This window comes from Brevundimonas sp. NIBR10 (assembly GCF_027912515.1).
In the GTDB taxonomy this organism is placed as follows: Bacteria; Pseudomonadota; Alphaproteobacteria; order Caulobacterales; family Caulobacteraceae; genus Brevundimonas.
Genome location: NZ_CP115464.1, coordinates 990,037 through 1,011,531, shown reverse-complemented (window position 1 = coordinate 1,011,531; position 21,495 = coordinate 990,037). Strand labels below are relative to the sequence as shown.

General features: G+C 67.6%; 21 protein-coding genes. 17 read left to right on the top strand and 4 right to left on the bottom strand.

Translation table 11 applies throughout. From position 1 onward, the window contains the following. The first annotated feature begins 59 nt into the window (after window positions 1–59). The 11 genes from O5K39_RS04850 (at window position 60) to O5K39_RS04800 (ending at window position 8,007) form a co-directional block, all read left to right on the top strand. Window positions 60–443 carry a helix-turn-helix transcriptional regulator gene (locus O5K39_RS04850; RefSeq protein ID WP_271146158.1) on the top strand — a complete coding sequence of 128 codons (384 nt, stop codon included), beginning with the start codon at window positions 60–62 and terminating at the stop codon, window positions 441–443. Between the two features lie 52 nt (window positions 444–495). Further along, window positions 496–1,251 carry a tRNA (adenosine(37)-N6)-threonylcarbamoyltransferase complex dimerization subunit type 1 TsaB gene (tsaB, locus tag O5K39_RS04845; protein ID WP_271146157.1) on the top strand — a complete coding sequence of 252 codons (756 nt, stop codon included), beginning with the start codon at window positions 496–498 and terminating at the stop codon, window positions 1,249–1,251. Beyond that, window positions 1,248–1,742, top strand: a complete 495-nt coding sequence (gene rimI, locus O5K39_RS04840; protein ID WP_271146156.1) for a ribosomal protein S18-alanine N-acetyltransferase — start codon at window positions 1,248–1,250, stop codon at window positions 1,740–1,742. Before tsaB ends, rimI begins: the two co-directional genes overlap by 4 nt. A 5-nt stretch (window positions 1,743–1,747) precedes the next feature. Next, on the top strand, window positions 1,748–2,215 hold the full coding sequence (locus tag O5K39_RS04835) for a Fur family transcriptional regulator (RefSeq protein ID WP_271147225.1): 468 nt from the start codon (window positions 1,748–1,750) through the stop codon (window positions 2,213–2,215). 2 nt (window positions 2,216–2,217) lie between these two features. Further along, window positions 2,218–2,529 (top strand): hypothetical protein, encoded by a 312-nt coding sequence (locus O5K39_RS04830; RefSeq protein ID WP_271146155.1) that lies wholly within the window; start codon window positions 2,218–2,220, stop codon window positions 2,527–2,529. Continuing rightward, window positions 2,522–3,916, top strand: coding sequence for a tRNA (N6-isopentenyl adenosine(37)-C2)-methylthiotransferase MiaB (gene miaB / locus O5K39_RS04825; protein ID WP_271146154.1), 1,395 nt, complete (start codon window positions 2,522–2,524; stop codon window positions 3,914–3,916). The genes O5K39_RS04830 and miaB overlap by 8 nt, the downstream gene beginning before the upstream one ends. Continuing rightward, window positions 3,916–4,905: a PhoH family protein gene (locus O5K39_RS04820; protein WP_271146153.1), complete on the top strand. Its 990-nt coding sequence runs from the start codon at window positions 3,916–3,918 to the stop codon at window positions 4,903–4,905. The genes miaB and O5K39_RS04820 overlap by 1 nt, the downstream gene beginning before the upstream one ends. Before the next feature lie 11 nt (window positions 4,906–4,916). Continuing rightward, a complete protein-coding gene (gene ybeY, locus O5K39_RS04815; protein WP_271146152.1) occupies window positions 4,917–5,378 on the top strand; it encodes an rRNA maturation RNase YbeY in 462 nt (153 codons plus the stop codon). After that, entirely contained in the window at window positions 5,368–7,014 is a 1,647-nt protein-coding gene (gene lnt, locus O5K39_RS04810; RefSeq protein ID WP_271146151.1) for an apolipoprotein N-acyltransferase, read from the top strand. Before ybeY ends, lnt begins: the two co-directional genes overlap by 11 nt. Next, on the top strand, window positions 7,011–7,454 hold the full coding sequence (locus O5K39_RS04805; protein ID WP_271146150.1) for a helix-turn-helix transcriptional regulator: 444 nt from the start codon (window positions 7,011–7,013) through the stop codon (window positions 7,452–7,454). The genes lnt and O5K39_RS04805 overlap by 4 nt, the downstream gene beginning before the upstream one ends. A gap of 136 nt (window positions 7,455–7,590) precedes the next feature. After that, window positions 7,591–8,007: a helix-turn-helix domain-containing protein gene (locus O5K39_RS04800; protein ID WP_271146149.1), complete on the top strand. Its 417-nt coding sequence runs from the start codon at window positions 7,591–7,593 to the stop codon at window positions 8,005–8,007. 106 nt (window positions 8,008–8,113) lie between these two features. Here the strand turns inward: O5K39_RS04800 and O5K39_RS04795 are convergent, their stop codons facing one another. Next, a complete protein-coding gene (locus O5K39_RS04795) occupies window positions 8,114–8,641 on the bottom strand; it encodes an S-type pyocin family protein (RefSeq protein WP_271146148.1) in 528 nt (175 codons plus the stop codon). 115 nt (window positions 8,642–8,756) lie between these two features. Between O5K39_RS04795 and coaBC the strand changes: the two genes are divergently transcribed. Genes coaBC through O5K39_RS04780 form a run of 3 tightly spaced genes read left to right on the top strand, consistent with a single transcriptional unit; the run spans window position 8,757 to window position 10,935 of the window. Beyond that, window positions 8,757–9,983, top strand: coding sequence for a bifunctional phosphopantothenoylcysteine decarboxylase/phosphopantothenate--cysteine ligase CoaBC (coaBC, locus tag O5K39_RS04790; RefSeq protein ID WP_271146147.1), 1,227 nt, complete (start codon window positions 8,757–8,759; stop codon window positions 9,981–9,983). Window positions 9,984–9,987: 4 nt separating this feature from the next. Next, window positions 9,988–10,437, top strand: a complete 450-nt coding sequence (dut, locus tag O5K39_RS04785) for a dUTP diphosphatase (RefSeq protein WP_271146146.1) — start codon at window positions 9,988–9,990, stop codon at window positions 10,435–10,437. 3 nt (window positions 10,438–10,440) lie between these two features. Continuing rightward, entirely contained in the window at window positions 10,441–10,935 is a 495-nt protein-coding gene (locus tag O5K39_RS04780; RefSeq protein ID WP_271146145.1) for a hypothetical protein, read from the top strand. Here O5K39_RS04780 and O5K39_RS04775 read toward each other — a convergent pair. The 3 genes from O5K39_RS04775 to O5K39_RS04765 form a co-directional block, all read right to left on the bottom strand. Beyond that, a complete protein-coding gene (locus O5K39_RS04775; protein WP_271146144.1) occupies window positions 10,932–11,873 on the bottom strand; it encodes a DMT family transporter in 942 nt (313 codons plus the stop codon). The two genes, O5K39_RS04780 and O5K39_RS04775, sit on opposite strands and share 4 nt — an antisense overlap. A gap of 87 nt (window positions 11,874–11,960) precedes the next feature. Continuing rightward, window positions 11,961–12,326, bottom strand: coding sequence for a hypothetical protein (locus O5K39_RS04770; RefSeq protein ID WP_271146143.1), 366 nt, complete (start codon window positions 12,324–12,326; stop codon window positions 11,961–11,963). Then, window positions 12,326–13,939 carry a helicase HerA-like domain-containing protein gene (locus tag O5K39_RS04765; protein ID WP_271146142.1) on the bottom strand — a complete coding sequence of 538 codons (1,614 nt, stop codon included), beginning with the start codon at window positions 13,937–13,939 and terminating at the stop codon, window positions 12,326–12,328. Before O5K39_RS04765 ends, O5K39_RS04770 begins: the two co-directional genes overlap by 1 nt. A gap of 101 nt (window positions 13,940–14,040) precedes the next feature. Here O5K39_RS04765 and O5K39_RS04760 point away from each other — a divergent pair, with 101 nt between their 5' ends. From O5K39_RS04760 to O5K39_RS04750, 3 genes are all read left to right on the top strand, one after another. Next, window positions 14,041–15,177 (top strand): AI-2E family transporter, encoded by a 1,137-nt coding sequence (locus O5K39_RS04760; RefSeq protein ID WP_271146141.1) that lies wholly within the window; start codon window positions 14,041–14,043, stop codon window positions 15,175–15,177. A 310-nt stretch (window positions 15,178–15,487) separates the two neighbouring features. Beyond that, entirely contained in the window at window positions 15,488–16,357 is an 870-nt protein-coding gene (locus O5K39_RS04755) for an outer membrane beta-barrel protein (protein WP_271146140.1), read from the top strand. 204 nt (window positions 16,358–16,561) lie between these two features. Then, complete coding sequence (locus tag O5K39_RS04750) at window positions 16,562–21,418, top strand: NAD-glutamate dehydrogenase (protein WP_271146139.1); 4,857 nt, start codon at window positions 16,562–16,564, stop codon at window positions 21,416–21,418. Window positions 21,419–21,495 lie beyond the last annotated feature (77 nt).

Here is a 21,495-nt window from a genome sequence, read left to right as displayed (position 1 = left end):
AAGTTGCACGTTAAGTCGTTTCATGAAACACTCCTTGAGCGCAAAGAGGATAGATCGCCATGCCCAGGACGCCGGACTGGATCGACAGCCTTGTCGGCAGCCGTATCCTGGCCCTGCGCACCGATGCGGGGATGTCCCAGGCGCAACTGGCGAAACGTCTCGGCATCAGCTTCCAGCAGATCCAGAAGTACGAGGTTGGGGCCAACCGGGTGTCCGCCTCACGCCTGCATCAGCTGGCCACCATCTTCGACACCCCGATCGAGACCTTTTTTCCCCCAAGACCGATCTCCCTGCCGGGCGATCCCTCGGGCCAGCAGGGGGCGCGCTTCATGACGGCGAGCGCCGAGGGACGGATGGTCGCGGCTGGATTCAACCTGATCGACGACCGGGAGGTTCGACGCGCCCTCGCCGTGCTCGTCGGCGCACTGGCCAGGGCGGCTTGACCACGTCGTTTCTGGCCTCTGGTTCTGCACGGTCCTCAGCGCGAGGTTGGGCATGAAGGTTCTGGTCATCGACACCGCCCTGGGGGCCTGCACCGTCGGGGTGTTCGAGGACGATCGGCCGCTAGCGGTGCGCTCCGAATGCATGGTCAAGGGTCATTCCGAGCGCATCGGCGGCTTCGTACGCGACGCGGTGGCTGAGGCCGGTGATGCGTTGGGCGGGTTCGAGTCGCTGGACCGGATCGGTGTGACGATCGGGCCCGGCTCGTTCACCGGTCTGCGCGTCGGACTGGCGTTTGCGCAGGGACTGGGGGCGGCGCTGGGTATTCCGGTGGTCGGGGTCTCGACGCTGGCAGCGCTGGCACGGTCAAAACACCCTGAGCCGACCGACTCCATGGGCGTCGCCGCCACGATCGACGCGCGGCGCGGGCAGGTCTACCTGCAAACCTTTCACGAGGGCCTTGCGGACGAGCCTGCGCAGGCCTTGAGCGTGGACGCTGCATGCGCCCTGTTGGTGAAATCGCCGGACAATTTCGCGTGGTCCCTGGTCGGGAGCGGCGCGCCTCTGATCGTGGACGCCCTGCCGCGCCATTGGCCGACGCCGGCCGAGCAGGCGCCGACGCCTGAGCGAATGCCATCGGAAGAGGCAACCGGGTTGATCGCCAATCCCACGGCCGAGGCCCTCGCCGCTCTGACCCTCGCGGCCGATCCGGCAGATCATCCGCCCAGCCCGCTCTATCTGCGCGCGCCGGACGCCACGCCGCCGACCCGCCTGCCCGGTCAGGCGCGACCGCCACGACAACAGACGTGACCGGGACGACGATGCGCACCAACGGCGGCTCCCTGGGTCTTGCGACCCCGGCCGACGCCGACACCCTGGCAGCCGTCCACGCCGAGGCGTTCGACCATCCCTGGGACGAAGCGGCCATCGCGGACCTGCTGGGTCAGGCGGGGGTGTTCGGGATCGCGGCGACGGGCGGCTTCATCCTGTGTCGGGTCGTGCTGGACGAGGCCGAAATCCTGACCCTGGCCGTCCGCCCTGACGCGCGGCGACGCGGTCTGGCCCGGCGGCTGGTCGAGGCGGGCGGGGCCATGGCCCGCAGCGCGGGTGCCGAACGACTGTTTCTGGAGGTGGCCGAGGACAATGTCGCGGCGCGCGGCTTGTACGCCGACGCAGGCTTCGTCGAGACCGGGCGACGGCGGGCCTACTATGAAACCGCGCAGGGACGCACCGACGCACTCATTCTCGTTCTCAACTTGTGTGGCGACGCTTCCCACGACGCCCCCGCAGCCCTATCGTGAGCGCCATGGACCGTATCGAGAAACTCTGCGCCGACCGCGGCATGCGCATGACCGAACAGCGGCGCGTGATCGCGCGCGTCCTGTCCCACGCCGAGGATCACCCGGACGTCGAGGAACTGTATCGCCGCGCCTCCTCGATCGACCCCCATATCTCGATCGCCACCGTCTATCGCACCGTCCGCCTGTTCGAGGAGGCCGGGGTCGTCGAGAAGCACGATTTCGGTGACGGCCGGTCGCGGTACGAAGAGGCCGGCGAGGATCACCACGACCATTTGATCGACACCCGCACCGGCGAGGTCATCGAATTCTTTGACGCCGAGATCGAGCGTCTGAAGGACGAGATCGCCCGGCGGCTCGGCTTCGAGCTGATCGGCCACAAGCTGGAACTCTATGGCAAGGCCATAGAGGGGGCCGAGCCCGAGGCCCGCGAGGGTCTGGTCTTCAAGCGGCACGCGGCGCGGGCAGAAGCCTGACAGTGATCTGGTGGATCGCTCCCATAGCGGGTTTGGGAGTGATCGGTCTTTGCAGGTTCGGATACCGGATTGAGCGTTTCAGCGAACTTTCGTGGCGAGCGGCCTTTGTTGCTTTGCTGTTTGGTGGCGTGGCGGCTGCAGATTCCCTGAACAGGCAATCATTCTCCGGTTTGCTGTCGTTCGTTGGATGGGTCTTGGTCGGGCTTGCGCTTGGGGCCGCATGGGAGGCGACGCGGTTACTCAAGCTCCATCGCCGCCGACAAGCGCGCCTTGCCCTTGCCGACATCGGCGATCATAAGCCGCGCGATGACTGAAACCCTTGCCACGCCTGACGTCGAACGCGCACCCAAACGCCTGTTCATCAAGACCTATGGCTGTCAGATGAACGTCTATGATTCCGAGCGCATGGCCGATGTCCTGCGCCCGCTCGGCTATGCAACCACGGACGCGCCCGAGGGGGCCGATTTCGTCATTCTGAACACCTGCCATATCCGCGAGAAGGCGGCCGAGAAGGTCTATTCCGAGCTCGGCAAGCTGAAGCTGATGAAGCAAGACAAGGCGGCCGCAGGACTGGGCGTCATGACCATCGCCGTCGCCGGCTGCGTCGCCCAGGCCGAGGGCGAGGAGATCATGCGCCGCCAACCGGCCGTCGATCTTGTCGTCGGCCCCCAGGCCTATCACCAGCTGCCCGAACTGCTGACCAGGACTGCCCGCGCGCGCGGCGAGCGGATCGGCGCCGACTTCGCCCCCAACGCCAAATTCGATGCCATGCCTGAGGTTCGCGGCGTCAACGGCCCGACCGCCTTTTTGACGGTGCAGGAGGGTTGCGACAAGTTCTGCACCTTCTGCGTGGTGCCCTACACCCGGGGCGCGGAGTGGTCGCGACCGGCCGCCGACATCCTGGCCGAGGCGCGAGGTCTGGCCGCCCAGGGGGTGCGCGAACTGACCCTGCTCGGCCAGAACGTGAATGCCTATGACGGGGCCGCCGACGGGGTCGGCGAGGCCGGCGTCTGGTCCCTGGCGCAGTTGGCGACGGGCCTGGCGACCATCCCCGGCATAGACCGCATCCGCTATACGACCAGCCATCCCAACGACATGGCCGAGGACCTGATCGCCGCCCATGCGCAGAACCCCGCCCTGATGCCCTATCTGCACCTGCCCGTGCAGTCGGGGTCGGATCGCATCCTGCGGCTGATGAACCGCAAGCACGGTCGGGCGAAATACATCGAGCTGATCGGCCGCATCCGCGAAGCGCGCCCTGACATGGCGATCTCGGGCGACTTCATCGTCGGCTTCCCCGGCGAGACCGACCGGGATTTCGAGGACACGATGGATCTGGTGCGCCAGGTCCGATACGCCTCGGCCTTCTCCTTCATGTATTCGCCCCGTCCGGGCACGCCGGCCTCGACCATGGCCGCCCCGGTTCCGGCGGACGTCGCGCTCGCCCGTCTGCACGCGCTCCAGGCCCTGCTGCTGGAACAACAGGCGGCGTTCAACGCCTCCCAGGCCGGGCGGACGCTGGACGTCCTGTTCGAGAAGAAGGGCCGTCACGGCCGTCAGGCCATCGGCCGCTCGCCCTATCTGCAATCGGTTCACGTCGAGGACGCGGATCATCTGATCGGCCAGATCGTTCCGGTCCATATCGCCAGTGGCGAGCAGAACAGTTTGACGGGGCGGTTGCTCCAGCAGAAGGCGGCTTAGTGGCCAGAGAGTCAGAATTTCTTGCATTGGAAGACGACGCCCTGCGCGCCGTCATCGGGCCGAACAGCCGTCACGTCGCCCTGATCGAGGACGCGTTCAAGGTGCTGATCGAGGCCCCGGGAGGCGGCATCTCCATCAACGGCGGTGCGCGCGACCGGGCCAATGCCAAACAGGTCATCGAGACCCTGGCGGATCGGGCGGAAAAGCGCGCCGAGGTCAACGAGGCCGACGTCCGCGCCGCCATCGGCACGGCGCGCACCGGCGTCACCGGCGGGGGCCGCCGCGTCGATCCCATGGCCCTGCCGATCGGCAAGCGCGGCGCCATCGTGCCCAAGACCGACGCCCAGGCGCGGTATCTGGACGTTCTGGCCAACCATGAACTCAGCTTCGGCGTGGGTCCTGCGGGGACGGGCAAGACGTTTCTGGCCGCCGCCTATGGCGCGTCCCTGCTGCGGCGGGGCCAGGTGGACCGACTAGTCATCACCCGGCCGGCGGTCGAGGCGGGCGAGAAGCTGGGCTTCCTGCCCGGCGACCTGAACGAGAAGGTCGATCCCTATCTGGCCCCGATCTGGGAGGCGCTGAACGACATCCTGGGGGCCGAAGATGTCCAGCGCCGTCGCGACAAGGGCGAGATCGAGGCGGCGCCGATCGCCTTCATGCGCGGTCGGACCCTGAGCCACGCCTTTGTCATCGTCGACGAGGCCCAGAACACCAGCCGGCTGCAGATGAAGATGGTCCTGACCCGACTGGGCGAGGGCGCGCGGATGGTCGTCACCGGTGACCCTTCACAGATCGACCTGCTCAATCCCCGCGACTCCGGCCTGGCCCACGCCCTGCGCATCCTGAAGGACGTCAAGGGCGTCGGGGTGCTGGAGTTCGCGGCCCAGGACGTTGTGCGCCACGCCATGGTCGAGCGGATCGTGCGCGCCTATGACGCCGACGCCGCGCAGGGTCGGCCCAGGCCCGACCTCGATGCCCCGGCCGGCTGACGCCCGCAGCGATGATAGAGATCGAGATCGAATCCGACGCCTGGACCGTGGCGCTGCCGGACGCGGGAGCGGTCGTTGAGCGAGCGGCGACGGCCGGGCTGGGGTCGGTCGAGGGCGGCCTGGTCGTGCTGCTGACCGACGATGCGACCGTTCGCGATCTCAATACCCGGTTCCGGGGCAAGGACCGGCCGACCAATGTGCTGTCATTTCCCGGCGGCGACATGCCTATGCCGGGCCAGCCCCTGCATCTGGGCGACATCGTCCTGGCGTTCGAGACCTGCCGCGCCGAGGCGGAGGCGCAGGGGAAATCCCTGGCCAATCACCTGACGCATCTGGTCGTCCATGGCGTCCTTCACCTGCTGGGGCGCGATCACGAGGACGAGACCGAGGCCGAGGCGATGGAGGCGGAAGAGCGCACCCTGCTTGCCAGCCTGGGCGTGGCGGACCCATACAGCCTGCCTGATGACCACTGAAACGACCCCCGATCCGAAGCACATCCCGCTCGAAGCCCCCGCCGAGCCGCTCGACACCGGCAACGGTAGCCAGGACCGGCGACGGTGCCTGATCATCCGGTTTGGCCGGATCGCTCTGGCCTTGCTGGCCGGCGCGATCGCGGCCCTGGCTCATCCGCCGTTCGGCATCCTGCCCGGACTGATCGGCTATCCCCTGCTGATGCTGCTCAGCGAGCGAGCGACGACGACGCGCGGCGCGTTCTGGATGGGGTGGCTGTCGGGGTTCGGCTATTTCTTCATCGGCTGCTGGTGGGTGGCCGAGGCCTTCGCGGTAGACCCGGCCCAGGCCTGGATGGCACCGTTCGCGGCCAGCCTGTTGCCGGCGGGGCTAGGACTGTTCTGGGGCGCCGCCTGCGCCCTCTATCGTCGGTTTGCTCCGTCCGGCGTGGTGCGGGTGATGCTGTTCGCAGCCCTGTTCTGCCTGTTCGAGTGGCTCAGAGGTCATGTCCTGACCGGGTTTCCGTGGAACCCGGCCGGGGCGACCTGGGCGGCGGGATCGGCGGGGTCTCAACTTGCCTCAGTCGTCGGCGTCTATGGATTGAGCGTGGTGACGGTTGCATCAGTGGCGGCGTTCGGGCCGCTGGCCGGACCGGGACGCCGTGAGGCGCGGATCGGCGCGGCCTTCGTCGGAGCGCTGGTCCTGGTCGGCCTGATCGTGTTCGGGTCCGTGCGGTTGTCGAGCGCACGGCTGACCCTGACCGACACCCTCGTCCGCATCGTCCAGGCCGATGTGGCCCAGGAGTCGAAATGGACGCCCGAGGCCTATCAGGGAATCGTCGATCGCTATGTGAACCTGACCGCGCGGCCTGCATCGGCCCTGCCTGACGTGATCGTCTGGCCCGAAGGTGCCCTTCCGGCCAGCGCCAACTCCGTCTTCGCCGCCGGAGCCCCCGAGGCCGACGCCATCGCCCGCGCCGTCTCGCCGGGGCAGACCCTGCTGATCGGCCTGGCGCGTGGAGAGCCGGGCGCAGGAGGCGGGCCCGACCGATATTTCAACAGTCTGTTCGCCCTCCATGACGAGGGGGGACCGGGACTGCGGGTGGCGGGGGTATACGATAAGTACCGGTTGGTGCCGTTCGGCGAATACCTGCCGCTGGGCGGGCTGATGAATGCCCTTGGCGTGCGCAGCCTGGTGCATATGCCGGCCGACTTCAGCGCGGGGGCCAGACCGGCACCGATCTCCCTGCCCAATGCGCCGACGGTGCAGCCGCTGATCTGCTACGAGAGCCTGTATCCGGGCTTCACCCCGGGTGGGACGGGGCGACCGCGCTGGATCGTCAATGTGTCGAACGACGCCTGGTTCGGGCGCACCTCAGGACCGCTCCAGCACCTCAACCTGGCCAGCTATCGCGCCATCGAGACCGGCCTGCCGGTCGTGCGGGCCACGCCGACGGGCGTGTCGGCGATGATCGATCCCTGGGGACGGGTGGTGCAGGATCAGCGGCTGGAGCCCGGCGAAAGCGGCGTGATCGACGCCCGTCTGCCAGAGCCCGCGGCACCCACCCCGTACGGCCGGTTCGGGGACCTGATCTTCTGGCTGATGATCGCAGGCGGCCTGCTGTCGCCCGGGCTTGCCGTCCTCAGGAGCCGTCGATGAAGGGAAAACGGGGGCAGGACAGCCTTGATCGGCTGAAGACGGAGCATATCGACACCACCCTGGGCCTGCGTTTGCGCCGGGTGCGCGAGACGATGAACCTCAGCCGCCGCGAGGTGGCAGCCGCTCTGGATGTGTCGGAAACCCGGATCAAGAACTATGAGGACGGCCTGCGCATCCCGGCGTCCCGGCTGTGGCAGTTCTGTGGGCGCTACGGGCTGGATGTGACGCAACTGTTCGCCGAACTGCCCCACCATGTGGGGCCACCGACCAAAGCCCTGTCCGTCACCGGCGTGGCCGAGACGGCTGCGGCGTTCGATCATGAGACGGACGACGTTCTCAAGGCCATTGCCGTCGCCGCCGCCGATCTCGACCCGGCGGACCGGACCCTGGCCCTGGCCGCGCTACGGGGCATGGGCGTGCGAAAACTGCGGCGTCCATAGGCCGCTGAAATCGCCGTTTCCGCCTTTGTGCTTGCGTCTACCCCCAAGCGGGGCCGTATACGAAAAGTATGATGACAACCGCGTGCGAGCGGCGCATTGAAAACGCAGCACGATATGGCTGAACGGCAGGAAGACAATGGCTAGAGGTACGGGGGAAGACGGTCCGCATCCGGTAGACCGGCATGTGGGGCGCAGGGTCTGCGAGAAGCGGATCAGCCTGGGATACAATCAGAGCGACCTGGGCCGCGCGCTGGGCCTGACGTTCCAGCAGATCCAGAAATACGAGAAGGGTGCCAACCGGATCTCGGCGTCCAAGCTCTGGGACATCGCCCGCTTCTTCAAGGTCGACATCGGCTATTTCTTCCAGGGCATCGCCCAGGGTCAGCCTGGCGTGGCCGAGGACGGCGCGCCAGCCTTCGACCACGACTTCCCCTCGACCCGCTACTCGATCGAGATTTCGCGCCTGGCACCGCAGCTGTCGACCCGGCAACAGAAGCTGGCGCTGGACCTCATCCGAGAGATGGCCGACCGCCCCGACGCCGAAACGGCTTAACTTCGGGGCGCTTCCGCTCGCCGCGCGGCGGCGCGCTGCATGAGCGCAGTTAGCCTTTTGGGCGCTATCGCTCGCCGCGCGGCGGCGCGCTGCATGAGCGCGATGGTCAGTTCTGACTGGACCCTGAGCTGGCGCGTGACTGGCCGAAGGTCGGGGCGCGTTCCTTCTGCTGGGCCCAATAGGTGGGGCCGTCGTCCGGCTTGAACATGGTCCGGGGCGTCCCGTCGCGCGACACCACCGCAAAGGTGTTGGTCGAGGCCTGATAGAACAGGGTGTCGCCGTTGGGCCGGCTGACCGTCTCGACCCCTGCGGGTGGCGTCTCGGTGAAGGCCTTGATCCGCGCCAGATAATCCTCGGGCGTCCGCGCCCCGAAGGCCTGGCCGTTGCGCTCATACAGTCGGGTGATCTTGGCATCGACGCTTTCGCGACGGTTGGCCGTCAGCACCGGCTTGATCGTGTCCGCCGTTGCCGCCTCGGCCGGGGTCGCGCCGGTCGCCGCCGTCAGGGCCGCCTCGGCGACCTGGGCACTGCGATCCCGCGTCTCGACCGCCGACGGCCCGTTGTCGCACGCCGTCAGCGCCAGCCCCGCCATCACGACAGCCAACGCCATCGTCCCCTGTTTCCGCGTCCTCATGACCCGCTCTCCCTCGATGAAACCCGCATAGGATGTTTGGCACAACCCACATGTTCCTGCAATGTTCTTTTTTGCCTTCCTCGACGGTTCGCCTCTTGGCCGCTAGACAGGCCCCATGACCGACAGCCCCCTGAGCGCGCGCAAGATCCTGCTGATCGTCGGCGGCGGCATCGCGGCCTACAAGGCGCTGGAGCTGGTGCGACTGATCCGGAAGGCGGGGGGCGAGGTCCGGGCCCTGCTGACCCCGGCGGGTGCCGAGTTCGTGACGCCCCTGTCGCTGGCCTCCCTGACCGGCCACCCGGTGCGCCAGACCCTGTTCATGCCCGACGACGAGACGACCATGGGTCATATCGAGCTGTCGCGCTGGGCCGACCTGGTGGTCGTGGCGCCCGCGACGGCGGGGCTGATCGCCAAGGCGGCCAACGGCATGGCCGACGACCTGGCCTCGACCACACTGCTGGCGACCGACAAGCGGGTCCTGCTGGCCCCGGCGATGAACGTTCGGATGTGGCTGCACCCGGCGGTTCACGCCAATGTCGAACGGCTGAAGGGGTTCGAGGGCGATCACGGCATGGCGGTCGTCGGGCCAGACGACGGCGAGATGGCCTGTGGCGAGTTCGGGCCGGGGCGTATGGCCGAACCCGCTGCGATCCTCGACGCAATCATCGAAACGTTGCGGGGCCCGGCCGACCGCCCTCTGGCTGGCAAGCGTGCGGTCGTCACGGCCGGGCCGACCTTTGAGGCCATCGACCCGGTGCGCGGCCTGACCAACCGGTCCAGCGGCAAACAGGGCTATGCCATCGCAGCGGCCCTTGCCGCGTTGGGCTGTGAAGTGACCCTGGTGTCCGGCCCCACCGCACTGGCGACCCCGAACGGCGTGAAACGGATCGACGTCGAGGGGGCGCTGGAGATGCAGGCGGCGACTGAGGCCGCCCTGCCCGCCGACGTCGCGGTGTTGTCGGCGGCCGTCGCGGACTGGCGCGTGGATACGATCGCCGGCGGCAAGATCAAGAAGGGACCGGGCGGCCCGCCGACCCTCAGCCTGATCGAAAACCCCGACATCCTGGCCGGGATCGCCGCGCCGGGGCCCAGACGACCCGCCCTGGTCATCGGTTTCGCGGCCGAGACCACCGATCTGGAGGCCAATGCGCGCTCCAAGCTGTCAAGGAAGGGCTGCGACTGGATCGTCGGCAATGACGTCTCGGCCGACGTCTTCGGCTCGGACGGCAATACGGTGCTGCTGGTCACGGCCGGGGCGACCGAAAGCTGGCCGCGTCAGTCCAAGGCCGAAATCGCGCGGGCCCTGGCACTGCGCATCGCCGACCATCTGTCGAAGGCCTGAGCTCATGACCACCCTGCGCATCCAGCGGCTTCCGCATGCCGAGGGCCTGGCCCTGCCCGCCTATGAGACGAGCGGTTCGGCCGGGATGGATCTGCGCGCCGCCGTGCCGGACGATGCCCCAGTGACCCTTGAACCGGGGTCGCGGGCGCTGGTGCCGACAGGGCTGAAGATGGCGCTGGAGCCGGGCTGGGAGGCGCAGGTGCGGCCCCGGTCGGGTCTGGCGCTCAAGCACGGGATCACCTGCCTGAACTCGCCCGGCACCATCGACAGCGACTATCGCGGCGAGGTGGGGGTCATCCTGATCAACCACGGCTCGGAGCCCTTCGTGATCCGGCGCGGCGAACGCATCGCCCAGATGGTGATCGCGGCGCATGCGCAGGCTGTCGTGGAAGAGGTCGAGACCCTGGATGAGACGGCTCGCGGCACGGGCGGCTTCGGCTCGACGGGGCGGTAGGCTTTGGCGCCGCTTCTGCCAGAACCCATTCTATCGGCCGACAGCTCCCTGCTTCTCGTCAAGATTGGGGAGCCATCGTCCAACGACCTTCGGCTCATACTTGTGGAAGCAAAACCACAATCCATTGTCGTTGTTACAGAACTCGGACCTGCGAACCCGATCGAGCCGGATCAAACCAGTCGTGGCTTTGAACTGACATGGTGGCGCTATGTGGCCTATAGCGTCCGCAACGAGAGCTACTTTAGTCCGGAGGACGGGGCCAATTTCAGCCCCGGTTTGATCGGAATAGTCACGAGCTCCGCCTACCTCGCCTATGTGCGCGCCACGACATTCGCAACAAACGACTATCCAGGGCCGCTCACCCACTGGTTCGTGAATACGGAATGGCATTGCGTCGATGTCATCAGCGATACCCCGCCCGAAGTCCGGGAACTCACGCCTGAGCAAAGGGCGAGGGCACTCGAGGGCTATGAAAGCGGACCGCTGTTGCGCCGCTAGACCGGCGCTGACGTGCTCTGGATCATCCGTTCCTTGTGCCGGACGCGTTCGCGCCAGACGGTGTAGAGGCCGCTGGCGGCAATGAGGGCGGCACCGGCCAGGGTGTTCATCGTCGGCGTCGTTGACAGCAGCCACCAGCCGAACAGCACCGCACCCACGATCTGGAGATAGTCGAACGGGGCGATGACCGCGACCGGGGCCTGGCGCAGGGAGGCGGTCATGCAGATCTGGGCCAGACCCCCGGCGACACCGCCGCCGGCCAGCATGGCCATGACCGCCGGCCCGTGCCACGATCCGAAGAAGGGCAACAGCACCGCCCCGACGCCGATCGAGGCGACGAAGAACCAGAAGACGATGGCCGCGACCTGTTCGGTATCCTTGAGCTGGCGCAGGGTGACGGTGACGCCTGCGGTACCCAGCGCCCCGACCAGACCCACGGCGACACCGACCAGCGACGGTCCGACGTGCGGACCCGATCCGCCGTGCAGCACCACCGCCACCCCCACGAAGCCGATCAGCACCGCCGCCCAGCGATGGCGACCCACCGCCTCCTTGAGGATCAGGCCGGACAATAGGGTGGCGAAGATCGGGGCGGTGAAGCCGATGGTCGTCGCATCGGCCAGGGCCAGCATGCTGAGCGCCTGGAAATTGCACGTCAGAGCGCTGATCCCCAGCACGCAGCGAAAGACGTGGACCCCCGGCCGCTGGGCCTTGAGCGAGGCGATCCCCCCTTGCGTGGTAAGTGCCCAGACCACCACGACCGGCAGGCCGAACAGGGCGCGCCAGAACACCAGCTCGGGCGCCACGACCCCATGCGTCGTCGCCAGCTTGAGCAGGGCCGCCATCACCGAGAACAGCCCCGCCGCCGCGACCCGCAGGGCGATGCCGCCGGCGATGGTGTCCTCGCGGTCAGCTCTGCGGCCCTCTGTAGAAGTCAACGGGCCCTCATCGACGCTTCAGTCCACTGCGAGTTGGAAACGCAACGCCATCCGCATGGAATGTCACGGCCAGTCCCCGGATGATTGTCAGGTCGGTGCTGCAATGACTTCCAGATACTGCTCGATCGACCCGTCGGGCTGCCTGCCAAAAAGGGCCTCGAGTGTCGGTGAGGCCTGGCCCCCGTCCTGAAAGCGAACGCTGACCTTGAAACGACATTTCATGATGTCTTCGCTGGGCTCGCAAACCACGTCCTTGACTGATTGAAGTGTGTTCGCTGTCCACGGTCGTCCCGCGAGGTAAGCTGCCCGCATGGTGAAGTCCGGCCAGTGACCGGTCACATAGTCTGTGATCTCGCGATCACTCGCGAGACCATCGACCTTCGGTGCAGAAGCACAGGATACCGATCCCGCCACAGCCATGGCCACGATCAGGCTTCGGTCAAAGTTTCTCATCAACGCTTCAAGCCTCCCAGAATCCCGCGCAACAGTTCCCGCGTGATGGTCGATCCGGCCGTGCGAAGGACCGACTTGGTCAGGGCCTCCATCGGGGTCTGGCGGCTGGAGGCGCGGGGTTTGGCCGGCGCGCGGGTGCGCGCGGTTTCGCGGTCGTAGCGGGCGCGTTCGGCGGCCTGGTCGCGGGCGGCCTTGTCCGCTGCCTTGTCGGCCGCCTTCTGGTCGGCGTCGCGCTGTTTGGCGGCGGCGGCGTCGGCACGCGCCTTCGCCTCGGCGGCCTCGCGGTCGGCCTCGGCGGCACCGGCGGCGGCGTGGCGGGCGGCGAGAACCTCCTCGGCCGACTCACGGTCGATGGTGGTTTCATAGGCGCTCTTGAACGGGCTGGCCGCGATGATCGCCGCACGCTCGACGTCGGTGGCAGGGCCCAGGCGGCTGTCGGGCGGGCGGATCAGGGTCCGGGCCGTGATCGTCGGGGCCCCCTTCTCGTCCAGCAGGGAGACGATGGCCTCGCCGGTGCCCAGGGCCTGGATCGCGTCCTTGGTGTCGAAGGCGGGGTTGGCGCGGAAACTTTCCGACGCCGCCTTCAGGCCGCGCTGTTCGGCCGGGGTGTAGGCGCGGAGCGCATGCTGGATGCGGTTGCCGAGCTGGGCCAGGACGCTGTCGGGGATGTCGGCCGGGTTCTGGGTGATGAAATAGATCCCGACCCCCTTGGACCGTATCAGGCGCACGACCTGTTCGATCTTTTCCAGCAGGGGTTTGGGCGCGTCGCGGAACAGCAGGTGAGCTTCGTCGAAGAAGAAGACCATCTTCGGCTTTTCGGGATCGCCGACCTCGGGCAGTTGCTCGAACAGTTCGGACATCAGCCACAGCAGGAAGGCCCCGTACAGGCGCGGGCTGTTCATCAGCCGGGTCGAATCCAGCACATTGACCTGACCCCTGCCGTCCGGGGCGACCTGTATCAGGTCGGTCAGTTTCAGCGCCGGCTCGCCGAAGAAGACGTCGCCGCCGTCCTGTTCCAGCTGCAGGATGGCCCGCTGGATCGAGGCGATGGAGGCGGGGGCCACATTGCCGACCTCGCGCCCGATCACGGCCGCGTTCTCTCCGACATAGGCCAGCAGGGACCGCAGGTCGTCGAGGTCGAGCAGCAGCAGCCCCTCCTTGTCCGCGACATGGAAGGCGACGGCCAGTACCCCCTCCTGCACCTCGTTCAGGTCCATCATCCGGGCGAGCAGCAGGGGCCCGATCTCGGAGATGGTGGCGCGGACGGGATGGCCCTTCACCCCGTACAGGTCCCAGAACACCACCGGCGCGGCCTTGGGCGTCAGGGTCAGGCCGATCTGGGCGGCGCGGGCCAGCAGCTTTTCGTTCGGCGTCCCGACCTGGCTGATCCCCGACAGGTCGCCCTTCACGTCGGCGCAGAAGACCGGAACGCCCGCGTCGGAGAACCCCTGGGCCATGATCTGGAGCGTCACCGTCTTGCCGGTGCCGGTCGCCCCGGCGATCACGCCGTGCCGGTTGGCGCGGTGGAACAGCAGGGTCTGGGCGGTGGCGACGTCTGCGTCATTCGACTGACCGACGAAAAGGCCGGGAAGGAGCGGGGCGGCGTCGGGCATCAGAAGTCTCCGTTGGAACCTCCCGCTTAGCGCAGCCTTATCCGCCTCTCCAGAGCCAAGGCCGATTGACGGACCTTCGCCGTGCCATGACAACGGATTCCATGAAAACGCCTGTCGTCGTCCCCAGCCCCACCGTCGCCCGCAACGCCCTGGTCCTGATCGCGGTCGTGGTGACCGCGGCCGCCCTGGTCTGGCTGTCCGACATCCTGACGCCCCTGGCCATGGCCATCTTCCTGTTGATCGTCATCGACGGCGTGAAGCGGACCATCGAGCAAAAGACGCCCCTGCCCCATCGCTGGGCCGGGCTCGCGGCCCTGCTGGCGGTGGTCCTGATTTTTGCGGGGTCGATCGCCATCATCGTCTATGGCGCAGCGGGCTTCTTCGGCCAGGCCTCGGGCGTGGCGACCAATATCGGACCGCGCATCGACCAGATCATCGCCGACGTCTACGGCGTGTTACGGATCGCCTCTCCGCCAACGGCCCAGGACGTGATCAACGGCCTGGACATCCGCTCCTATCTGGCCAGCGCCGCCGTACAGGCCCAGGGCGTGGTGTCGGGCGCCTTCTTCGTCCTGGTCTATCTGGGCTTCCTGCTGGCCTCGCAGGGCGGGTTTCGCAGAAAGCTGGTCGCCATGTTCCCGGACGGCGCTCAGCGCGACGAGGCCTTGCAGGTGTTCCATCGTGTACGCGGCGGCGTCGAGGGCTATATCTGGGTCCAGTCAGTGACGGGCGCGATGATCTGCGTGGCCGCCTGGATCCTGATGAAGGCGGTGGGCCTCCAGAATGCGGAGTTCTGGACCTTCGTCATCTTCATCGTGGGCTTCATTCCCGTGCTGGGCGGGGCCGTGGGCGGGCTGGCACCGCCCGTCTTCGCCCTGGTCCAGTTCGAGAGCTACTGGCCGGCTCTGATCCTGCTGGTTGGTCTTCAGCTCATCCTGTTCATCGTCGGCAACATGGTCCAGCCCCGAATGCAGGGCGACAACCAGAATATCGACGCCGTCGCCGTGCTGCTGTCGCTGGCCCTGTTCGGCAAGATGTGGGGTGTGGTCGGAATGTTCCTCTCGACGCCCCTGGCCGTCATGGCCATGGCCATTCTGGCCGAGTTCCAGGGATCCCGCTGGATGGCGATCCTGTTGTCTGGAGACGGCAAGCCCTATGAGGCCGAAGAACGCGAGGCCGAGACCCGGAAAGCCCGACAGCGCGGCGTCCGGTCGCAGGTCGACGACGCGAAAGCCTAATTCCCTGCCCTTGCAACGCCATGATCCCACCCCATCTCGGGGTCTGACGCCGACCCCATCCCCTCCGGGCCGGCGTTCACCGACCGGCGCGCCCTCCCCCTCCTAGCGCCGGATCGTGGATGAGGCCGTCGGACCCCCCGTCCGGCGGCCTTTTTCTCGCCCACCACCCAGACGTGTTGCAGATTGGTCGCACAGCCTTCCGCAGAGTCAAACCCGTGTGCATCCGCGGGAACAGCGCTGCCGTAGTTCCGTTCAAGCGTCCGTCAGGACCGCTCTCCTCATTCACCGATCCACGGGATACGCCACCGCCATGAACCGCTCGACCAAGACGCTCCTGACCGCCGCCGCTGCCGCGGCCTTCTTCGCCTCCGCCGGCGCCGCCTCGGCCCAGAGCGGGATGTGGGGCTATACGCCCGACACCTGGACCGGCCCCTATGTCGGCGCTTTCGGCGGCTTCACCCAGCAGAACGGCGAAGGCAACGAGCGCATCCGCTTCGACCGTAACCTGGACGGCAACTATGGCGATCCCGTCCTGCTGGCCGGTGCCGCGCGTGCCGACGCCTTCAGCCCCGGCTTCTGCGACGGCAATGCCGCGAACGCCGTCGCCGCCAGCGGCTGTGACGAGGATGCCGGCGGAACCCAGGGCGGCATCCGCGCCGGTTACGACTACCAGCTCGGCAGCTTCGTCGTCGGCGGCGTGGTCGACTACAGCTTCGTGAACCAGGAAGATTCGGTCACGGGCTTCAGCACCACTCCGGCCTACTACACCTTCACCCGGACGCTCCAGCAACTGGCGGCCGTCCGCGCCCGTCTCGGCTACGCCTACGGCCCGGCGCTCGCCTATGTGACGGGTGGCTATGCGACCGGCGAGCTGGACAACAGCTACATCACCTCGAACGGTGCCAACTCCTTCCGCGCCAGCGTCGACGACGACAAGGCTGACGGCTACCAGCTGGGTGGCGGCGTCGAATACGCCCTGGCTCCGAACCTGAGCCTGACGGGCGAGTACCTCTATACCTCGCTGGACGCGGGCGACTATGTGATCCGCACCGGCGCGGGCACGGCCCCGGCGACCAACCCCTTCATCCTGGCCCCCTTCACCACGGGCACCGACCAGATCCGGTCGAACTCGCGTTTCGGGATGCACGGCTTCAACCTCGGCATGAGCTACCGCTTCTAGGATCGAGGCGACTGAGCCTGCCGTGCCGGCAGGGTCGAAAAACATCGCCGGACTCGCGAAAGCGGGTCCGGTTTTGTTTGTCTGGCCATATTCTCGGCTCTGACGCGGCATAATCCGCCCGGCCTTGCACAGCCCTTGCGAGGCTCTACGGTGTCGTCATCCAAAGGCGGCCACAAGAGCCGCGCTTTCCAAGAGACACTGCCCATGTCCGGCGACCTCCGCACCGTCCCTCAGGCGTTTTCGCTGGAGGCGCTGGCGACAGCCTTCCAAGGCAGCGGTGGACCGGACGGGGAGACGGCGCGGTCCTTCCTGGCCCAGGCGCACGAGGACTATGCGGCCGACGAGACGCCGGATCTGGGGGTCACGGCCTTCGCCGCCCTCCTCGGCGCGGTCTGGACTGCCGTCGAGGCGCGCAAGGCCGGCCAGGACCCCTCGATCGAAGTCCGCCCCCTGGCCTCGTCGGACGGCGCGACGGCCTATGACGTCGTGATCATCCTCCAGGACGACCGACCCTTCCTGGTCGATAGCGTGATGGGCGAGATGGCCGACGCGGGCGTGTCGGTCCGGGCCCTGTATCACCCTGTTGTCGCCTCGACCTTCGGGCGGATCTCGACGATCGTGGTGGTGATCGACCCCCTGCCCGCCGAACGGCGCGAGGTGCTGACGGCCGAGCTGTCCACGGCCATGACCGACGTGCGGTGGGCGGTCGAGGATCACACTGCCATGTCGGACCTGATGGAGCGATCGATCACCCATCTCGAGGCCTGCCCCGGCTCGGTGTCGCCGGAGGTCGCGGCCGAGAACATCGCCTTCCTGAACTGGATGCGGGACGACCATTTCGTCTTCCTCGGCGCGCGTGACTACGCCTATCCGCGCACGGCGGACGGCGGCTATGCGGCCGAAGAACCCCTGGGTCAGGTGGCGGAGGGCGTCGGCGTGCTGCGCGACCGCCAGCGGACGGTGCTCCGTCGCACCTCCGAACCCGCGATCCTGACGGCCCAGATGAAACGGCAAATGGACCTGTCGGAGCCGGTGACGGTGGCCAAGGCCAACCTGCGCAGTCGGGTCCACCGTCGCGCCTATATGGACTACGTCGGGGTCAAGCGTTACGGCGAGGACGGCCGGCCCGCCGGGGAGACCCGCTTCGTGGGCCTGTTCACCGCCGAGGCCTATGACCGTGCCGCCTCCGAGGTGCCGCTGGTCCGGCGCAAGGTGGCCAACGCCCTGGCCCGCGCCGGCAAGGCACCCGGCAGCCACAACGAGAAGCGGCTGAAGAACATCCTCGAGAACTATCCCCGGGACGAGCTGTTTCAGATCACCGAGGACGAGCTGCTGTCGATCTCGCTCGGCATCCTGCACCTCTATGACCGGCCCCGGATCAAGACCTTCACGCGCAAGGACCCGTTCGACCGGTTCGTCTCGGTCCTGGCCTTCATCCCGCGCGAGCGGTTCGACGCCTCGGTGCGTGAGCGGATCGGCGTCATCCTGGCCCGGGCCTGGGGTGGGCGGATGTCGGCCTGGTATCCGCAACTGTCGGACACCCCGCTGGTGCGGGTCCACTATATCCTGGGCGTGACGCCCGGCGATCACCCGACCCCGGATCCGGTCGCGCTCGAGGCCGCGATCACCGAGGCCGGACGCAGCTGGATCGACCGGTTCGAGACCGCCGCGCGCGAGGCCGATATCGCCGACGCAGAGATCGGCGCCCTGTCCACGAAGTGGGCCGAGGCTTTCGGGGCGGGCTATCGCGCCCGCTATGACGCCGCCGAGGCCGTTGCCGACCTGCAGGAGATCGACCGGCTGAACGCCGGGGCAGGTACAGGAGCCGGCGAACCGGTCGCCGTGCGCGCCTTCCGCGTGTCGGGGGACAGCGAGCTGCAATTCCGGTTCAAGCTCTACCATCGCGGCGCGGCCGTACCGCTGTCCGACGTCCTGCCGATCCTGGCCGACATGGGGCTGAAGACGCTCGAGGAATTCGGTCACGCCATCCGACCCGTCGGCGACCCCGAGATCCACGTCCACGAGTTCCTGCTGGAGGATCCGCGCGGCGGATCGCTGGTGTTTGCCGACGTGAAGGCACCGTTCGAGGCCGCCTTCACCGCCGTCTGGAACAGGACCACCGAAAGCGACGGCTTCAACCGTCTGGTGCTCGAACTGGGTGTCGACTGGCGCGAGGCGGCCCTGGTGCGGACCCTGGCCCGCTATCGCCAGCAGACCGGCCTCGACCCGTCCCAGGCCGTTCAGGAAGAGGCCCTGCGCGACTATCCCGACGTCGCCCGCGCCCTGATCAGCCTGTTCGCCTGCAAATTCGACCCCGCCTATGGCGGAGCAGCCGCGACCCGCGAGGCAGACACGGCCGAACTCGTGACCAAGATCACGGCCCTGCTCCAGGACGTGAAGTCGCTGGACCACGACCGGGTGCTGCGCCGACTGATGCTGCTGATCGGCGCGATCAAGCGCACAAACTTCTATCAGGTCGGGCCCGACGGCGCGCCCAAGCCGCACATCTCGATCAAGATCGCCTCGCGCGAGCTCGACGACCTGCCCCTGCCCAAACCCTATCGCGAGATCTTCGTCTGGGCCCCGCATATCGAGGGCGTTCACCTGAGATTCGGACCCGTGGCGCGGGGCGGCCTGCGCTGGTCCGACCGTCGCGACGACTTCCGCACCGAGGTGCTGGGTCTGGTCAAGGCACAGCAGGTCAAGAACGCGGTCATCGTGCCCGTCGGCTCCAAGGGCGGATTCTTCCCGAAATATCTGGCCGGACTGGTCCGCGCCGGGGCCGATCGCGATGCGCAACAGGCCGAGGCCATCCGCGCCTACAAGACCTTCCTTTCCGGCCTTCTGGACATCACCGACAATATCGCCGCCGACGGGTCGGTGATCCATCCAGCCAATGTCATCGCCTGGGAAGGCGATGATCCCTATCTGGTGGTCGCGGCCGACAAGGGTACGGCGACCTTCTCCGACATCGCCAACGGGGTGTCGGCCGACTACGGCTTCTGGCTGGGCGACGCCTTCGCCTCGGGCGGGTCGATCGGGTACGACCACAAGGCCATGGGGATCACGGCGCGGGGGGCCTGGGAGGCGGTGAAGCGCCACTTCCGCGAACTGGGCCACGACATCCAGAGCCAACCCTTCACGGCCGTCGGCGTCGGCGACATGTCGGGCGACGTGTTCGGCAACGGCCTGTTGCTGTCGAAAGCGACGAAACTGGTCGCCGCCTTCGACCACCGCGACATCTTCATCGATCCGACGCCCGATCCGGCCACGTCCTGGGCCGAGCGCAAGCGGATGTTCGACCTGCCGCGCTCGTCCTGGCAGGACTATGACAAGGGCCTGATCTCGGAAGGCGGCGGCGTCTTCTCGCGCCAGGCCAAGTCGATCGCCCTGACGCCCCAGATCAAGACCCTGCTCGACATCACAGAGGACAGCGTCGATCCGGTCACCCTGATGCGTGCCATCCTGAAGGCGAACGCGGACCTGCTCTATCTCGGCGGCATCGGGACCTATGTGAAGGCCCCGAACGAGACCGATGCCCAGGTCGGCGACAAGGGCACCGACGCCCTGCGGATCGACGCCACGGAACTGAGGGTCAAGGTGGTGGGTGAAGGCGCGAACCTCGGCTTCACCCAGGCCGGCCGCATCGCCTTTGCGGCAAACGGCGGGCGGATGAACACCGACGCCATCGACAACTCGGCCGGTGTCGACACCTCCGATCACGAGGTCAACATCAAGATCCTGGTCGGGTCGGCCGTGACCAACGGCGTCCTGCCGGCCGATGAGCGCAACGGCCTGCTGGCCTCCATGACGGACGAGGTGGGCCTGAAGGTTCTGGCCCACAACTACGACCAGACCCTGGCCCTGACCCTGCAACAGGCGGAAGGGCCCGGCGGCCTCGACGCCCAGCAGCGGTTCATGCAGTCGCTGGTCGCGCGCGGCAAGCTGGACCGAAAGGTCGAGGGCCTGCCCGGCGACATCCAGATCGGCGAGATGCGGGCGACGGGCAAGGCCCTGACCCGGCCCGAACTGGCCGTGCTGATGGCCTATGCCAAGCTGGAACTGGCCGACGAGATCGTGGCGTCCGACGCGCCGGAGGACCCCTTCTTCGAGGAAACCCTGGTCCGTTACTTCCCCGAGCCGCTCGCCCGGTTCGAGGACCAGATGAAGGGCCACCGGCTGCGGCGCGAGATCGTCGCGACGGTGCTGTGCAACGAGATCGTCAACATGACGGGGCCGACCTTCCCCGACCGGCTGCGGTCAGCGGCGGAATGCGACACCACCGCCTTCGTCGTCGCCTTCGAGGCGGCGCGGCGGGTGTTCCGCCTGGACGAGGCCTGGGACGCGGTCAATGCGCTCGACCTCAAGGTCCCGGCCGAGACCCAGACGGCGCTTTATCGCGAGATCGCGGTCGTGCTGCGTCGCCAGACCTTCTGGCTGGCGCGGCGGGCCACGCGCGAAGGGGCGACCGTCCAGGGGTTGATCGACACCTATCGCCCCGCCGCCGATGCGCTGCGGGCCGACGGCGGGGCGGTGCTGTCGCGGTTCGAGCAGGACCGCTTGGCCAAGCGCACGGACGGCTTCGTCGCCGGCGGAGCGCCCGAGGACCTGTCGCGCACCGTGGCTCTGATGCGGTCGCTGGTTTCGACGCTCGACATCGGCGATCTGGCAGGCGAATCCGCCTGGTCCGAAGCCGGTATGGCGCGGCTGTACCACCAGGTCGGTGCGGCGTTCGAGTTCGACCGGCTGCGGGCGGCGGCGGGATCGATCCCGTCCAACGACCATTTCGACCGGCTGGCCGTGCGTCGCCTGATCGAGGATCTGATGAGCGAGCAGGTCGCCCTGACCCGCGCGGTGGCCAAGGCGTCCGAACCCTCGGTCGGCGCCGCCGAAGCGACGGCCGAGGCCGCCGTGGATGCCTGGATCGGGTCGCGGCAGGAGATGGTCGACGCCCTTCGGGCCTCGGTCGACGAGATCGACGCCTCGGGTGCCGGCTGGACCTTCGCCAAGCTGACCATCGCCAACGGCGCGATCCGGAGTATCGTCAGTTCCGCGACTTGAGAGACGGCGCGTGATCAGGTGATTGGTGCTAGTGCTGGTGAGCCAGGATGAGCGTGGCTGTCTTGCTCACTAGTCAC

Bases quoted from the DNA above. Each gene is read 5' to 3' on its own strand.
- O5K39_RS04850 (WP_271146158.1), top strand. From the start codon at position 60: ATGCCCAGGACGCCGGACTGGATCGACAGCCTTGTCGGCAGCCGTATC.
- tsaB (WP_271146157.1), top strand. From the start codon at position 496: ATGAAGGTTCTGGTCATCGACACCGCCCTGGGGGCCTGCACCGTCGGG.
- O5K39_RS04835 (WP_271147225.1), top strand. From the start codon at position 1,748: ATGGACCGTATCGAGAAACTCTGCGCCGACCGCGGCATGCGCATGACC.
- miaB (WP_271146154.1), top strand. From the start codon at position 2,522: ATGACTGAAACCCTTGCCACGCCTGACGTCGAACGCGCACCCAAACGC.
- ybeY (WP_271146152.1), top strand. From the start codon at position 4,917: ATGATAGAGATCGAGATCGAATCCGACGCCTGGACCGTGGCGCTGCCG.
- lnt (WP_271146151.1), top strand. From the start codon at position 5,368: ATGACCACTGAAACGACCCCCGATCCGAAGCACATCCCGCTCGAAGCC.
- O5K39_RS04805 (WP_271146150.1), top strand. From the start codon at position 7,011: ATGAAGGGAAAACGGGGGCAGGACAGCCTTGATCGGCTGAAGACGGAG.
- O5K39_RS04800 (WP_271146149.1), top strand. From the start codon at position 7,591: ATGGCTAGAGGTACGGGGGAAGACGGTCCGCATCCGGTAGACCGGCAT.
- O5K39_RS04795 (WP_271146148.1), bottom strand. From the start codon at position 8,641: ATGAGGACGCGGAAACAGGGGACGATGGCGTTGGCTGTCGTGATGGCG.
- coaBC (WP_271146147.1), top strand. From the start codon at position 8,757: ATGACCGACAGCCCCCTGAGCGCGCGCAAGATCCTGCTGATCGTCGGC.
- dut (WP_271146146.1), top strand. From the start codon at position 9,988: ATGACCACCCTGCGCATCCAGCGGCTTCCGCATGCCGAGGGCCTGGCC.
- O5K39_RS04770 (WP_271146143.1), bottom strand. From the start codon at position 12,326: ATGAGAAACTTTGACCGAAGCCTGATCGTGGCCATGGCTGTGGCGGGA.
- O5K39_RS04765 (WP_271146142.1), bottom strand. From the start codon at position 13,939: ATGCCCGACGCCGCCCCGCTCCTTCCCGGCCTTTTCGTCGGTCAGTCG.
- O5K39_RS04760 (WP_271146141.1), top strand. From the start codon at position 14,041: ATGAAAACGCCTGTCGTCGTCCCCAGCCCCACCGTCGCCCGCAACGCC.
- O5K39_RS04755 (WP_271146140.1), top strand. From the start codon at position 15,488: ATGAACCGCTCGACCAAGACGCTCCTGACCGCCGCCGCTGCCGCGGCC.
- O5K39_RS04750 (WP_271146139.1), top strand. From the start codon at position 16,562: ATGTCCGGCGACCTCCGCACCGTCCCTCAGGCGTTTTCGCTGGAGGCG.